Here is a 14,210-nt window from a genome sequence, read left to right as displayed (position 1 = left end):
GGCCACACCATGGCTCGCATGAAGTTTCTCTGCGACGCCGAGCGTTGCATCGAGTGCAACGCTTGCGTTACTGCCTGCAAGAACGAGCACGATGTTCCGTGGGGTATCAACCGCCGGCGTGTCGTAACCATCAATGACGGCAAGCCGGGCGAGAGGTCGGTCTCGATGGCCTGCATGCATTGCACGGATGCACCGTGCCAAGCAGTATGCCCGGTGAACTGCTTCATCACCACCGCAGATGGCGTCGTTCTACACTCTAAAGATCTCTGCATCGGCTGTGGCTATTGCTTCTACGCCTGTCCGTTCGGCGCGCCGCAATACCCCCGCGTCGGAAACTTCGGCTCGCGCGGCAAGATGGACAAATGCACCTACTGCGCCGGAGGTCCTGAAACGGACGGCTCGAAAGAAGAATATGCGAAATACGGCGCCAACCGATTGGCCGAAGGCAAGCTGCCCCTATGCGCGGAGATGTGTTCCACCAAATCGCTCCTCGCTGGCGATGGCGAGGTCATCGCGCAAATCTATAAGGAGCGCGTGATGAAACGCGGTTACGGCTCTGGCGCCTGGGGTTGGAAGACCGCGTATCGCGAGACCATCGCGTCTTGATCCGATTGCGATGGTCAAGGCTCGATTACGTTTGAACTCGGCCCTCACAGGAGGTTGTGACATGATGATTATTGTCGCCAAATTTCGTGTCATTGTCGGGGCGCTGGCGTTTCTAGTAATGGCGCTCGGAGCGCAACTCTCGAGCGCTCAGCAACCCACGTCGGTTAACCCTGAGGCGAGCGCGGTGAAGGAAAGTCAGCTCTTCCAGGAGCTGAATCGCATCACAGGTCGCTGCACTGTACCTGATCAGAAGGCCTGCACGATCGAGCAGCCCGCCGGTCGTGATTGGCGCCATTTTCACGAAGTGACTCTCCGTTGGATCGGTGGCCTCGCCATCATAGGTACTCTTGTCGTGCTCATTGTTTTCTATCTCTGGCGCGGCATGGTGAGAATCGAAAGCGGACGGTCAGGTCGTACCATCGTGCGGTTCAACGGCTTCGAACGGTTCGCGCATTGGATGACGGCAACCTGTTTCATCATTCTTGCCCTTTCGGGGCTCAACATAACCTTCGGCAAGCCTCTGCTGTTGCCCCTCATCGGCGCCGAGCCGTTCACGGCCTGGTCGCAATGGGCAAAATACGCCCACAACTATTTGAGCTTCCCGTTCACGATCGGCGTGTTCTTGATCTTCCTCATGTGGTTGGCGGGAAATATCCCCAACCGCGTCGATCTGGAATGGTTGAAGCGCGGCGGCGGCATTGTCGGTCGTGACCACCCGCCAGCATACCGGTTCAACGCCGGGCAGAAGATGATTTACTGGATCGTCGTTCTCGGTGGCACTGCGGTAGCCGCTAGTGGCTATGTGTTGATGTTTCCCTTCTATGGCACAGACATTGCGAGCATGCAGGCCGCCCAAGTCACGCATGCTATCGTCGCTGTTCTGTTCGTCGCCGCCATGATCGGGCACATTTATATCGGTACCGTAGGCATGGAAGGTGCGTTTGAAGCGATGGGGACCGGCGCCGTTGACCTCAATTGGGCCAAGGAACACCATAATCTATGGCTTGAGGAGGAAAAGGCTCAGTCGGGACCGAGCGAGACTCAGCGGCAGCCGGCCGCAACCTTGGCGAAATAGGCATCTTCACGAATTCGGCCGATAGCGAGCCGTGGAGTATGACGACGTTCATTTTACGTTTCGGCAGCGCTCGTAGGGATACAGCGCGCGTCGTCAAGCTGGCAATGCCGACTGCGAGGATCGGTGCCGCGGGAGAAAATGTTGAGTGATACAGCACCTCATCTGATGATCTGCAGTTGCGAGAAAACCATGTCGCTGGACGCGCGGACGATAGGCCGCGCCTGTACGGGGCGGATCACCCAGGCCAACCAGCTCTGCGGTATCGAAATCGACCGGTTCAAGGCGGCGCTCGCCGATGGCGTACCTATTTCAGTAGCCTGTACCCAGGAAGCACCCTTGTTCCGGGAAGTGGCAGAAGATCTCGTCTTTTCCTCAGCGCTCACCTTCGTCAACATTCGAGAGACTGCGGGATGGTCGAAGGATGCGGCCGCGGCTGCCCCGAAGGTTGCAGCGCTGATCGCGGCGGCAGCGGAGGATACGCCGCCAATCGGGCTGGTGACGCTTAAAAGCGACGGCATCGCCCTGATCTATGGCCGCGACGGGGTAGCGATCGAGGTCGGTCGTCGACTCGCCGAGCGTCTCGATATCACGGTCCTTCTGACCAAGCCTGGCGATGTGATGCCTCGCCACCTAAACGAGTTTCCAGTCCTGAAGGGTAGCGTGCGCAATGGTCGTGGCCGTCTCGGCCAGTTTGAGCTCACGATCGACGACTACGCCTTTCCGGCGCCTTCGTCGCGCAACCGGCTGGAGTTCGGAGCCCCGCGCGATGGCGCGGTCTCGACCTGCGACATCGTGCTGGATTTAAGTGGTGACTTGCCGCTATTTCCCGCGCACGAATTGAGGCCCGGTTACCTGCGAGCCGATCCCCGCGACCGCGCCGCAGTCGAAAAAATGATCGCGGACGCTGGCCATTTGGTCGGCACGTTCGACAAGCCGCTTTTTATCCAGTTGGACGAATCGCTCTGTGCCCATTCGCGCTCAGGAATCACCGGCTGCACGCGTTGCCTGGACCTTTGTCCGACTGGCGCGATCACGCCGAACGGCGACGCGGTGGAAATCGACCCCGCCGTCTGTGCGGGCTGTGGCTCATGCGCCGCGGCCTGCCCGACCGGAGCAGTATCCTATGCGCTGCCGGCCGCGGATGCGCTGATGCGACGGTTGCGCACGCTTGTGCAGGCCTATCGCAAGGCGGGCGGTACCGATGCCGTCGTGCTGCTTCATGATGGCGACCATGGCGCGCCGCTCATCGACGCGCTGGCGCGGCTCGGCGACGGCCTGCCGGCAAATGTACTCCCTGTCCGGGTCAACGAAGTCACGCAGGTTGGACCCGAAGCGATTGCTGCGCTGTTCGCTTACGGCGCAACCGGCGTCGCAATCCTGACGCGTGCAAAACCCACTCACGATCCTCTCGGCCTGCGACGGATTGTTGAGACGTCGGGAACCATCGTCGCAACGCTTGGCTTTGGCGATGGACTGGTGCACATCATCGACACCGATGACCCTGATCGACTCCGTGCCATGCTGGACGCAGCGCCGGTTGGCGTTGCGACCAAAAAGCCAGCCACCTTCGTTCCGCGCGGCGCCAAGCGCGGCCTGCTCGAAACCACTTTTCGCGAACTGCACCTCGCGGCGCCAGTGCCCGTCGATGTTGTGGCGCTCGCGCCCGGCGCTCCATTCGGTGGCGTGTTGTTGAATGTCGATAGCTGCACGCTCTGTCACTCTTGTGTGACGGCTTGTCCCACCGGCGCACTGTCGGACAACCCAGAGCGCGCAATGCTGCGTTTCACCGAAAGCATCTGCGTACAATGCGGGCTGTGCGAAGCGACTTGTCCCGAGGACGCCATTACCCTGCAGCCGCGGCTCGATTTTCAGGCGTGGAATGCGCCACAGCGGGTGTTGAAGGAAGAGGATCCCTTCCATTGCATCGCATGCGGCAAGCCGTTCGGCACCAAGAGTTCAATCGAACGCGTCGTCGCCAAACTTGAGGAAAAGCATTGGATGTTTACCGGTGCCAATGCACGGCGCATCGATGTCGTGAAGATGTGCGAGGACTGCCGCGTCGAGGCCGTGGTCAACGAAAGTTTCGACCCTCATGCGGCGCCGCGCCCACTGACCGTGACCACCGAGGATTACTTGCGCGCTCGCGAAGCGGGTAAGGACAATCCGATCAAGTAGTTCACCCCCTCAAACACGCTGCAGCAGGTCAGTCAGGAGATTGGTGTGTCCGTTACCGAGACCGAAGCACGGGCGCGCGCGACGTCGAAGCCAACCGCTATTCCAGGTATCAGGCATATTGTCGCAGTCGCCTCTGGTAAGGGCGGCGTCGGAAAGTCCACGACGTCGTGCAATCTCGCCCTTGGATTCGTCGCGCTCGGGCTGAAGGTCGGCATCCTCGATGCTGACGTCTACGGTCCTTCGCAGCCAAAACTGTTCGGGCTTCGTGGCAAGCCACGGCTGATCGGCGCGCGGACGCTGGAGCCGATGGAGCGGTTCGGCGTGAAAGTCATGTCGATCGGTTTTCTCGTTGAGGAAAACCTCGCAACGATCTGGCGCGGGCCGATGGTGATATCGGCCATCACCCAGATGCTACGCGAAGTCGCATGGGGCGATCTAGACGTGCTCGTCGTCGATCTGCCGCCCGGCACCGGCGATGCGTCACTCACGATGGCACAACTGACGCCGCTCGCAGGCGCAGTGATCGTCTCGACGCCGCAGGACATTGCGTTAATCGATACAAGGCGCGGCGTCGCAATGTTCCGGAAGGTAAATGTGCCGTTGCTCGGCATGATTGAGAACATGTCGAGCTTTTGCTGTCCTGATTGCGGTCACGTATCGCCGATCTTCGGCCATGGCGGCGCGCGGATCGCGGCCGAAAAGGTCGGTGCGCCGTTCCTCGGCGAGATACCGCTGCACATCCAGATTCGCGCGACTTCGGATGAAGGGCGTCCGATTGTTGCGACCGAGCCCGAGAGCGTCCACGCCAAACTCTATATCGGAATCGCCCGTGAAGTCTGGTTGGCGCTGTCAACGGAACGAACCAACAAGCCCGCGCCACGTATCGTCATCGAATGAATTGGCAGGAGTCCGAGCCGAATGACTTGGCAACGTTGAAGATCAAAGTGCCGGCGGCCATGCTTCTGCTCATGCGTCGAATTTGAATTGCATTGCGGCAAGACCGCGCGTCGCCGTGGTGGACGACGGTGGGAGGCGCTCAAACATCCCGATCGCCTGCGGGGCCAAGGCTTTCCGCGCCACAGCGTCCACACCAGCCGGGAAAGCGATCTGCGCGCCCCGCGTTGGGAGAATACCGCGCGGGAACCGAATCCAGGCCATTGTCGAATCTCTTGCGGCAGATCCGAACCAGCTTCGCATTCCGGTCGATCATGACGGGACCTGTTTTGTCAGGGACCGACAGTCACGTCAACTTATCACTTTGGGCGGATCGGCAGCCCGACCAAGGGATTCTGAGGGTTCATATGAAGCTTTTTGTCAGGGGTCATCGCCAGGATCAGGTAGACGGGCTTCGATTCGATCTTTTCGATCACCACGGTGGGATCCTCGAACTTCAACTGGTAGAGGCCAACAATACTCGCTTCGCCTCTCGGGTCCTGAGAACCGGCATTCCACAAATTATCGCCAATTTGCGTACACCGCCTCAATCCTTGATAGCGCGCCGGACCGCTTGTCTGAGCTGAGGTATAACCTCCTGTTCAAACCAGGGTTGTCTTTGCATCCAGATTCGGCTTCGCCAACTCGGATGTGGAAGGGGGAAGAACTTCGGACCATATTCGGCAAAAGCCTTTACCGTCTCCGTCATCGAGCTCTTCCGACCTGATTCGAGATAGCGCTTTTGGGAATATTGACCGACTAGCAGCGTCAACCGAAGATTCGGCAGATGGTCGAGTACGCGTCCGTGCCAGAGCGGAGCGCACTCCGGACGAGGCGGATTATCACCGCCGTTCGCCGCCGCGCCGGGATAACAAAATCCAATAGGAAGGATCGCGACCTTTCTCTGGTTGTAAAAGATCGAGCGGCTCAAATCCGTCCAATCCCTCAGGCGATCGCCGCTTGCGTCGTTCCACGGGATACCAGTCTCATGCACCTTGCTGCCTGGCGCCTGACTGATGATCAATAGCCGTGCGCTTCCTGACGCGCGCAAGATTGGCCGGGCGCCGTGCGGAAGCGTGGCTTCGCAAATCCGACAATTACCAATTTCGTGCAAGACGCGTGATAAGGTCACTCGTGGGGCACCTCAATTTGCTACTCTGATATGGCGAACCAAACGAGCGCTGCAAGTCCCAGAGTGCCAACCCTGCAAATCCGCCAGTTCGTGTCTACCGAGAGATCAGCGCATCGGCATCGTGGCGCCAGTGCCGCTGATCGGAATAGAGTGGGACACCTACGCCGGACAGAGTAATGACCGACTACGGAATCGCCTCCCGCTAAGTGCCCCGAAATTGTTGGAACTGTGATTGCGAAACAGATCACGACGTTGCTGAACGAAACGTCGGACTGAGAGACCTTCTTCTAGTGCGCTCAACGTACTGACGGGCACATCGACAAAAATGCAGTTAAGTTTCAATAAAATTCGTTTGTCTAACGTCGTTGCGGGATAGATCGTTGTGCTGTCCGCGATCGAGGCGGGCGCTGATAAGTCGAAAGTCGGCTCTTTACCTCTGAAGGTGGGTGTTGCGGCGACGTCATATTAGACCAGGGAGAAATCGTGGCGAAGGTCTCTCGCGTGCTACCAGCCGCCCGACCTCCGGGCCGTCTTCATGCGGCACATGTCGCTGCCGAAGAAATTGATGGGCGCGTTCTGTTACCGAATGGCGATGGCTTGGCAGCGCACCGACGATCCGGAGAAGGTCGATCCATGGTTCTTGCGGGGCTCGTCGGGCTTCGAGATCTCGCCCGAACTGACGCCGCGTGAAAGCGGAGCGATTTTCGACAAGCTCACCGTGTCCGCCCTGGAGGGCACGCCGCTTTCGATGGCGCTCCGTGACAGCTGCATCACATCGATTGCCTCTGTCGGTGTCGCGATGGAAATCGAGATCGAACCCACGCCCAGACCCGTCGCTGAACTCGGCACGATTCTGGTCGTCGTGGAGGACGCCTGCGGCGGCGACGAACACGCCGAAGCGGCGCAGCCCTTCGTTGAATCGCTAAAATCCGCGGGGGATACCGTATTCAACGACGTAGAAGCGTTCTGCCAAGCATTGAAGTGCAAGGGCGGATGAACGACTTTGCGCGATCCGTCCGCGCGGCCGTCTCGCTGATCGGCGAGGCCGATCCCGAACTTCTCGACATTGTCGTCCTGTCGGTGCGCGTCAGCCTGACGGCCAGCATCGTCGCGTTGGTGGTCGGCGCTCCCATCGGGGCCTGGCTTGCGATCGCCCGCTTCTCGGGCCGGCACGCGCTCATCGTCCTTACCAACGCGCTGCTCGGCCTGCCCCCCGTCGTGGTCGGTCTCGGGCTCTACCTATTCCTTTCGCGGTCCGGCCCCCTAGGAGCTGCGGGGCTACTATTCACGCCAACCGCCATGGTGATCGCCCAGACGCTACTTGCCACGCCGATCGTGGTCGCGCTGGTGCATCGACCGTCCACATTACTCTGGGCGGAATACGGCGATCTCGCGCGCACCGATGGACTGTCGGTCGTGCGCAGCATCGCCCTCCTGTTCGCACTCGGGCGGGCATCGCTGCTGACGGCCTTCCTCGCCGCCTTCGGGCGGGCCATCGCCGAGGTCGGTGCCATCATCATCGTGGGCGGTAACATTCGTGGCTTCACTCGCACGATGACCACTGCGATAGCGCTCGAAACCAGCAAGGGGGACCTTCCGCTGGCGCTCGGGCTCGGACTGATCCTGCTCATGCTGAGCGTGGCGGTCTCTACCGTCGCATTACTGCTGGTGGGGCGCGTTGGGGAAAAATAGCCACTCGCCGCCGACCTTATAGGCGGCTATGGTCTCCTGCCCCTTGGGCGAGATGATCCAGTCGTTGAATGCCTGTCCGTCCGTCGCCTTCACGTCCGGATCCTTGGCCAGACTCGCCAGCATCACGCCATACTGGTTGAAGAGCCGCTTATGCCTTCGGTCAAGATGGCGAGATCGTCGCGATTCTTGAACGACAGCCAGGTCCCTCGCTCCCACAGCAGGTAGGCATTCGATGACGACACCATGTTGAGCGCCGGCCTCGTGCCCTCGCGGATTTCATGGCGCGTTAGCACTTCCCCCAGCTTCACCAAACCGGCCAATGGTTTTGCGCACGCTCATCCATTCAACCGAAAAAAATGGATTTAAGTGTCAGTATAATTCGTTTGTCTAACGTCCATACAGGAAGGATCCTCAGGCCTACCGAGGTGAAGACGCTGCTCATCATCTTCCTGCTGCTGTGCCTCAATGTCAGGTCGGTCACCGAGACGATGATCGTTATACTGTCGCTGCCGTTCGCGCTCGTCGGCGGGGCTTTGGCTGATTTGGTGGCTCGGTTTCAATCTTTCGGTTGCCGTTGCCGTCGGCTTCATCGCGCTCGCCGGCGTCGCTGCTGAGACCGGCGGGTGGACATTGAGCCGCGCCCATCTCCGCAAGGCGGTCATGTAGGGTGCCCTCGGGCGCGTCCGCCCGAAGATGATGACCGTGGTCGCCAGATAGGCGGCATGGTCTCGTCGACGTTGCTCACGCTGATCGTGATCCCGGCCATCTTTGGGTTGGTCAAAGGCTTCCGTTTGCCTCCTGCAAGCAAACCACGGCCGCCGATCGAGACGAAAGCGATCGTGACGAAACTGAGAATCCCGGAGCCTGCCAAATGAGGTGAGCCATGATGAACGACATGATGTCAGGAATGATGGGCGGCATGGGTCTCGTTACCGCGCTTATCGTCATCGTTCTGGTGTTGGGGATGGCCGCGCTGATCAAATATCTCTTCTTCACAAACAGGGGAGATTGACATACGTCGCATCCTATTTGCGGCGCTCGCGGCTGTCCTCGTCTTCCCGCCGGTTCGCGCCCAGCAAGACAGCTTCGCTCGCGGGGAGCGGGATTTTCGTGTCTGCGCACCCGGTACACGGTCCGAATATCGGTTATCCGTAATGGCTTGATCTTTCTGCAGATTCTAGCCTCTTCCAGGGGGTGGCAGAGAGTCCCACTCTCTCCGCCATCGGCCCGTCGTGAGTACCAATAGCTTCGTATCACCTGCGAAATCCTGCGAATTCGGCTCGCTGCAACACAAGTGCAACATCGTGCAGCGCATCTCTACCTGTTCCTCGCAGGCTTCGTGTTGATCATATCCGCGCAGGATATCGCCAAAGGGCCGAAAGGCATTGTATCGCAGCGCCTCAACGGGATAGGACCGTTCAGATTCAAAGAGCAGCCTGCGGCGTCGCTCTCTGCCGCGTCAGACGGTCGACGACGAGCAGATAACGGGAATGGAATCCGCATAGCCTTCCGCCTGCAATAAGGCCCTGACCTTGTCCTCGGCGCCCGCGGGCGCGTTAGGGCCGACAAGAATTTCCGCAATGGCGCTCGGGGTTCTCAAGAGCAATGGCACCTCGATGTACGCGCGCGTGCCCAACATCTTCCGGTGCGCGTCGAACCGGTTGCGAACTCCCATCACAATCCCGCGGACCTCCCGCTCGTTGGCGAATTTCATTTCCTTGGCCGTCAAACAGTTCCAGATGAGCTGTGAGGCGAGAACCTCGCGCGCCATGGCCGCCAGATAGGAAACCGGTCGTACGAGGTCGATCCATTGCCGGTTGCGGCGCACGACTTGGCTGGTAATGGCTGCCGCCTTCCTGATCACGAGTCGGTGTCGGGCCTTCGTTTCGCGATCGCCGTAGATTACCCGGCCGATGTGGAGGTTCTCGTTGGCCTGGGCGCTGAGCACATCCGTGTCCGGTTGCAGCAGGAGGGGCGTTACGCCGATGGCGAAGCCCTGACCATTCCTGCCATACTGCCGCCATTGCCCCGGATCGTCACGATGGCGGCTGAGGCTGAACAGGTAGAAATCGAACGGGCTGGCAAGGCCATTAGTCACCAGCATGTCTTCGAGGCAGCCGCAAAAATGCTTGGTCCAGAAGTCTTCGGACTTACCCACCTGTCGAATGACGTCGAGAGCGCCCGCCAGCGAATACTCGAATTCCTTCGGATCACTCTGGTGAAGATGGCTGAAGCACCAGAGCTTCTCGTGCCGCAGGATGCCAGCCAGCGCCTCTTCACCCGTGTAGTGATAGAGCGGCACGGTCGGGGTTGCCGCGTTCTGCTCGACTAGCAGCTGCTTCTTCGACCAAGCAGCGAACTTCTCCACCGCCACAATCAGCGGTGGCGGCAGCGCGTGCCGGTCCTCGTGGCTGGTCTCCTTGTCCATGATTCCGATTTAGCCCGGCCGCCTGCGAAAGCAAAGCTTGGGCGCGTCGGCACGCCGACCGGGCTCTATGCGCGTGCCGCGCGCCGGGCCAAGGTCCCGGCCTGTCGGTAACGATCCCTCGCGCGACATTTCGGCACGTACCATCCGCTTGTCGTGTCGTCGGGCTCGCCGCGCCTCAGCCCAGCGAAAGTGATCTGCTCCTGAACCGAGCGCGAAATGCTGATGCCGATCGAGGGCACGAAGCCGAAGGAGACGGCGGTGAAGAAGCCGTCGTCGAGGCCGCAGCGAAAGTCAGCCTGAGGTCTGGATAGGAGGACCGCATGGATAACCGATGGCCCTGACGTCGACGCTTAGGTGCCTAGGAGGCGAATTTAACCATATTGACGGCGCATCCGCCGAGACGGTTCCTCCGTGCGCTCAGGATCGTGCTTTGCGCCGACGAGAAGGGCCGTCCTGAGCTCTTTGCTGCCCGCGATCATGGTGGCCTTCATCGAGCCTGCGAAAGCTCTCGACGCGCCCGCTGCAGTCGCTGCATGAAGTGTGATGGCTTCGACGGTCGAAGCGAGCACAGGAGTATCAGTAATGTCTGGATCGCAGTTTGACGGTGCCCAACTCGATTTGTTTCCGTCCTACATGATCACCAAGAGGAGTTCTCGCCGGTTCATCGTTCGCACGACGGAGGATGGTCGTGGGATCCAGCGCTGCGTTGCCAGGTTGTGCGAGCACTTCGGGGGCCGTTATGTCGCCCGGGAGCAGGGTTACATCATGAGCAAGGCCGGCGTGGCCAACATGGAGGCGGCCTACGCAAAAGGCTACGAAGCGTTTTTCTGGCTGCTGAGCGACAAGGATAGGTAGTCTATTGCGAGCCCGCGCCGACGGATGCAGTTTGCAGCGGCAACTGTCGATTTTGCACAGTATAGCACGGAAGTTAGCCATCAAGGACTCACGGCACGATTGCTCAGTGCCGTGAATCCCAAGAGTACGGCCGCTTTTCTCACGCCAGGATTCAATGCTCAGCTTAGCGCCGGCAATGGCGACGTGCTTGGAGCAGGCGAGGCCGCCAGCACGACGTTCCCGCCTAGAAGCCGAGCCGGCCCTTCCAACTGCGATTCACCGGCAGTGCGGTCGGATGCAGAAGGCCACGGCGGCAGAGGCGGCAAGCCGAGAACGTTGCGTACAGGGCCGAACGATCTCCGGTGAGCTGCGCATGCACCAAGCCTGGCGAGCGCCTCATAGTGAGCCGGCACGGGGTAGCCCTTGTGATCCGCGAATTCGTAGCCGGGGTGACGCGCGTCGAGCATCCGCATCACCGCGTCGCGCTCGACTTTCGCAAGGATGGAGGCGGCGGCGATGCTGGCGGATTTGGAGTCGCCTTTGATGATCGGCCGCTGAGGGATGTCGATTTCCTTCAATCGCTTCGCGTCGATCAGCAAATGCTGCGGCGTCTCTCCCAATCCCTGGACCGCGCGCCGCATCGCCTGGATGCCCGCCCAATAGATGTTGATCGCGTCGATCTCTTCGACCTCGACGAACGGGACACTCCAACTCTCGGCCTTTTCCTTGATCTCCTTCGCGAGCCGCGGCATCAAGCCTTTTCGAATCGTCGATTCCGATTATCCGCGTGCCGGGTTTAAGGATCACGGCGGCAGCGGACACCGGCCCCGCGAGCGGGCTCATGCCGGCCTCGTCCACGCCTGCCACCGCATGATGGCCGCTTTGCCAGAGAGACGTCTCGAAGCGAAGCATTTTGCGAAGCCGCTGTCCTTCGGACCTGTTTTCGAAGCGTCGTCTTTCGATTGAGGCCAAAATGGCACGCGCCCCCGCGCGGCTGTCGGCGCGCAAGACCTGCTCGACGCTCGCCTCAAGGGGTCTTTTCTCGACGACATAGCGCTGACGCAGCACGTCGAGTGAATATCGGGTCAATGCAGCCTCTGTACGTTTGGGTCTGGCTCGGCTGCGCATTTCCGTGAAATTTGTGGCGATTATCTGAAAGACGTAAAAATCCGACCTCATCAGCGGTTATCGACGCAGCGAGACAGCCTCACCACAGGCGGTGGTTGAGATAGTGGGAATCCCTCCCCCTAGGCCGCGATTGCGCGAAATCCGCCGTAAAACAAGGATTCCTAAATAGCCCGGCCGTGATTTGTGACCACCGCCGTGTACCACCCGTCCGGCGATTTTGGGCGTCAATCTCGGCCTACTTCGGGGCGATCGGGGACGTCTCGAACGGGGGTTGGGCGCCGATCCCGGGGGGCCGATCCCGCCCGCACAACAGCGTTTGTTAAGCTTCCCGTCCATATTCCTGTGACCGCAGGGTCAATCGATCACGGGATCACAGAATTACAGGCGACGGGCTCCAAGGGCGCCCTGGACAAGGAGCGGCGAGGTGGCCACACGGAAGAACCTTCTCGGAGATCTCGTTGCTGACGCGCCGGCGCTTGCGCCCGGTCCCGCTCCGGATGTGGCTTCGATGGTGCGGTGCCGGCGCCCGGCGCCGCCCAGGCCAAGCGGCAATCGCCCGGCAGGTGTCGACCGACCGATGGCTTTCAGGCTCTCGAGCTCGGCCGGCCCCGGCGGGGCCACGGCGCCGGCCTCGTCGCGGCGTAGCATGGGCACGCTGAAGGAACGAACGCGCCAGATGTCGCTCTATCTGGAGCCGGCGTCCTACGACGCGCTGCGGGATATCGCGCACGGGATGCTGCTGCAGGCGGTTGACCAGTTTCTGAAGAAGCGCGTTACGCCGCCGGAATGATGCGATTGCCTCCCGTACTATCGCGCGGATAAAGGCGGTCAGGGCCCACGCGATCGATCATGCGTCGCAGGTTGAAAGCAGCCTATCGGTACGTGCCAATCGCCGGGAAGAAGCCAGCGAAGGCCGCGGCGAAGAAGCGCGATCAGGCAAGGCGGCCGAGCGGGCGCCGCTTCTGGCGGAGGTAGTGCGTAATTCCGGACAGCGTCATCGCGTTCAGGACCCGGTCGGCAGGGACGCGGCCTTTGCGGGCCATCTCGACGCCCCAGTGCACGTTCTCCAGCTCTGGAATCGAGTGCGCGTCCGGATTGCTGCTCAGCATGCAGCCCAACTCAAGCGCCGCCTGGTGCCAGCGCCAATCCAGGTCGAGACGCCACGGATGGGCATTGATCTCGACGACAACGTCGTGCTTCACGCAGGCCCGCAGCACCTTCTCGACGTCGGTTTCGTAGCCTGGCCGAGGCTGCATCTGTCGCCCGGTCATGTGGCCGATGATGGCGGTCGAGGATGGGAGACCGCCCGAAGCAGGCGCTGCGTCTGCGCCTTGCGGTCCAGCTTGAGGCGGCCATGGATGCTCGCCACCACGAAGTCGAGCCGCTCCAGCACGTCATCCGCATAGTGCAGCGAGCCGTCTACCAGAATGTCGGATTCGATGCCTTTCAGGATCCGGAAATCCTTGCCGAAGCGCTTGTTCAGCCGGTCGGCTTCGCGGTGCTCCTGCGCGATCTCCTCCACGGAGAGACCGCCTGCGTAGCGCGCGGACTTGGAGTGGTCGGCGACCCCTGAAATACTCGAACCCGCGCTGGCGGGTGTGGGACCCTCGAACACGAAGGGGCTCTACTCCCCGACCGGCTGCTGCGATCCCACCAGGACGACGACTCTCCTAATCCTTCGCTTTGTTCCTCTTTAGGAACTTGGAGTTGAGCTTGTCGTTATGATGGCAAGTTGCCTGAGAGCAAAACGAGGATTGACCCATGCAGAGGCGACGCCGTTTCAAGCAAGCGCTGTCGTTGCAGGATCGCCTGGCATCGTTCGCCAGGCAGGTGAGCGAGAACGCATCCAAGCTTCCGCCGGGCCCCGACAAAGAAAGCCTGCTGAAAAAGGCGCGTCAGGCCGAGACCGCCTCCCGGCTGGATGGATGGGTCGCCGCAAGCGACCGACAGCAGCGCCAAGCGCAACCCCCCTCGCTCATTCCCACGCGGAGCCGGCCATGACCGAGCTCGATGACCGCACGATGGCTAACCTCGACGTCGTTCTCGATGAGGTCTGCCGGTCGCTCCCTCACGGGGGCGACCACGAACTGAGGAAGCAGATCGCAGAAAAACTGCTCGAAAGCGCCAAAAACGGAAACCGCACGCTCGCCGCCCTTACCGAGGTCGGGAAAGCCGCGCTGGCGGAAGCGACCAAGAAGTCCGCCTGA

The 14,210-nt window shown here is 60.7% G+C and carries 12 protein-coding genes and 5 pseudogenes; 12 read left to right on the top strand and 5 right to left on the bottom strand.

Features of this window, described 5'->3' with window-relative positions:
• Positions 1 to 9 precede the first annotated feature (9 nt).
• The 4 genes and pseudogenes from fdh3B to LRP30_RS37460 form a co-directional block, all read left to right on the top strand.
• Positions 10 to 606: a formate dehydrogenase FDH3 subunit beta gene (gene fdh3B / locus LRP30_RS37475; protein WP_249758058.1), complete on the top strand. Its 597-nt coding sequence runs from the start codon at positions 10 to 12 to the stop codon at positions 604 to 606.
• A gap of 64 nt (positions 607 to 670) precedes the next feature.
• The gene (locus tag LRP30_RS37470; protein WP_249761924.1) at positions 671 to 1,681 is read left to right on the top strand and encodes a formate dehydrogenase subunit gamma; all 1,011 of its coding nucleotides are present in this window, start codon (positions 671 to 673) and stop codon (positions 1,679 to 1,681) included.
• A gap of 189 nt (positions 1,682 to 1,870) precedes the next feature.
• Positions 1,871 to 3,856 carry a 4Fe-4S binding protein gene (locus tag LRP30_RS37465; RefSeq protein ID WP_249758057.1) on the top strand — a complete coding sequence of 662 codons (1,986 nt, stop codon included), beginning with the start codon at positions 1,871 to 1,873 and terminating at the stop codon, positions 3,854 to 3,856.
• Between the two features lie 99 nt (positions 3,857 to 3,955).
• Positions 3,956 to 4,753: pseudogene (locus tag LRP30_RS37460) on the top strand (Mrp/NBP35 family ATP-binding protein); the annotation flags it as partial.
• Between the two features lie 583 nt (positions 4,754 to 5,336).
• Here the strand turns inward: LRP30_RS37460 and LRP30_RS37455 are convergent.
• On the bottom strand, positions 5,337 to 5,813 hold the full coding sequence (locus LRP30_RS37455; RefSeq protein WP_249758056.1) for a uracil-DNA glycosylase family protein: 477 nt from the start codon (positions 5,811 to 5,813) through the stop codon (positions 5,337 to 5,339).
• A gap of 652 nt (positions 5,814 to 6,465) precedes the next feature.
• Here LRP30_RS37455 and LRP30_RS37450 point away from each other — a divergent pair.
• Together LRP30_RS37450 and LRP30_RS37445 are read left to right on the top strand one after the other, a co-directional pair.
• Complete coding sequence (locus tag LRP30_RS37450; RefSeq protein ID WP_249758055.1) at positions 6,466 to 6,918, top strand: isochorismatase family protein; 453 nt, start codon at positions 6,466 to 6,468, stop codon at positions 6,916 to 6,918.
• Entirely contained in the window at positions 6,915 to 7,613 is a 699-nt protein-coding gene (locus LRP30_RS37445) for an ABC transporter permease (protein ID WP_249758054.1), read from the top strand. The genes LRP30_RS37450 and LRP30_RS37445 overlap by 4 nt, the downstream gene beginning before the upstream one ends.
• On the opposite strand, the pseudogene LRP30_RS37440 reads toward LRP30_RS37445, so the two are convergent.
• Positions 7,581 to 7,891 (bottom strand): annotated as a pseudogene (locus LRP30_RS37440) (tungsten ABC transporter substrate-binding protein); the annotation flags it as partial. The gene LRP30_RS37445 and the pseudogene LRP30_RS37440 overlap by 33 nt on opposite strands.
• A gap of 153 nt (positions 7,892 to 8,044) precedes the next feature.
• Between LRP30_RS37440 and LRP30_RS37435 the strand changes: the two are divergent.
• Both LRP30_RS37435 and LRP30_RS45135 read left to right on the top strand, forming a co-directional pair.
• Positions 8,045 to 8,488: pseudogene (locus LRP30_RS37435) on the top strand (efflux RND transporter permease subunit); the annotation flags it as partial.
• Between the two features lie 8 nt (positions 8,489 to 8,496).
• Positions 8,497 to 8,625, top strand: a complete 129-nt coding sequence (locus tag LRP30_RS45135) for a hypothetical protein (protein WP_256477643.1) — start codon at positions 8,497 to 8,499, stop codon at positions 8,623 to 8,625.
• Positions 8,626 to 9,072: 447 nt separating this feature from the next.
• Here the strand turns inward: LRP30_RS45135 and LRP30_RS37430 are convergent, their stop codons facing one another.
• Positions 9,073 to 10,041 (bottom strand): DUF2971 domain-containing protein, encoded by a 969-nt coding sequence (locus LRP30_RS37430; RefSeq protein WP_249758053.1) that lies wholly within the window; start codon positions 10,039 to 10,041, stop codon positions 9,073 to 9,075.
• A gap of 582 nt (positions 10,042 to 10,623) precedes the next feature.
• Here LRP30_RS37430 and LRP30_RS37425 point away from each other — a divergent pair.
• Positions 10,624 to 10,896: a hypothetical protein gene (locus LRP30_RS37425; RefSeq protein ID WP_249758052.1), complete on the top strand. Its 273-nt coding sequence runs from the start codon at positions 10,624 to 10,626 to the stop codon at positions 10,894 to 10,896.
• A 158-nt stretch (positions 10,897 to 11,054) separates the two neighbouring features.
• On the opposite strand, the pseudogene LRP30_RS37420 reads toward LRP30_RS37425, so the two are convergent.
• A pseudogene (locus LRP30_RS37420) lies at positions 11,055 to 11,718 on the bottom strand (ribonuclease HII).
• An 862-nt stretch (positions 11,719 to 12,580) separates the two neighbouring features.
• Between LRP30_RS37420 and LRP30_RS37415 the strand changes: the two are divergent.
• Positions 12,581 to 12,793, top strand: coding sequence for a hypothetical protein (locus tag LRP30_RS37415; RefSeq protein ID WP_249758051.1), 213 nt, complete (start codon positions 12,581 to 12,583; stop codon positions 12,791 to 12,793).
• Positions 12,794 to 12,935: 142 nt separating this feature from the next.
• On the opposite strand, the pseudogene LRP30_RS37410 reads toward LRP30_RS37415, so the two are convergent.
• Positions 12,936 to 13,601 (bottom strand): annotated as a pseudogene (locus tag LRP30_RS37410) (PHP domain-containing protein); the annotation flags it as partial.
• Positions 13,602 to 13,764: 163 nt separating this feature from the next.
• On the opposite strand from LRP30_RS37410, the gene LRP30_RS37405 reads away from it, so the two are divergent.
• Both LRP30_RS37405 and LRP30_RS37400 read left to right on the top strand, forming a co-directional pair.
• The gene (locus tag LRP30_RS37405) at positions 13,765 to 14,004 is read left to right on the top strand and encodes a hypothetical protein (RefSeq protein WP_249758050.1); all 240 of its coding nucleotides are present in this window, start codon (positions 13,765 to 13,767) and stop codon (positions 14,002 to 14,004) included.
• Complete coding sequence (locus LRP30_RS37400; protein WP_249758049.1) at positions 14,001 to 14,210, top strand: hypothetical protein; 210 nt, start codon at positions 14,001 to 14,003, stop codon at positions 14,208 to 14,210. The genes LRP30_RS37405 and LRP30_RS37400 overlap by 4 nt, the downstream gene beginning before the upstream one ends.

The organism is Bradyrhizobium sp. C-145 (assembly GCF_023375135.1).
GTDB classification, from domain to species: domain Bacteria; phylum Pseudomonadota; class Alphaproteobacteria; order Rhizobiales; family Xanthobacteraceae; genus Bradyrhizobium; species Bradyrhizobium zhanjiangense.
Note: the sequence above shows the minus strand (reverse complement) of the source record. Positions and strands in the feature narration are given on the sequence as shown.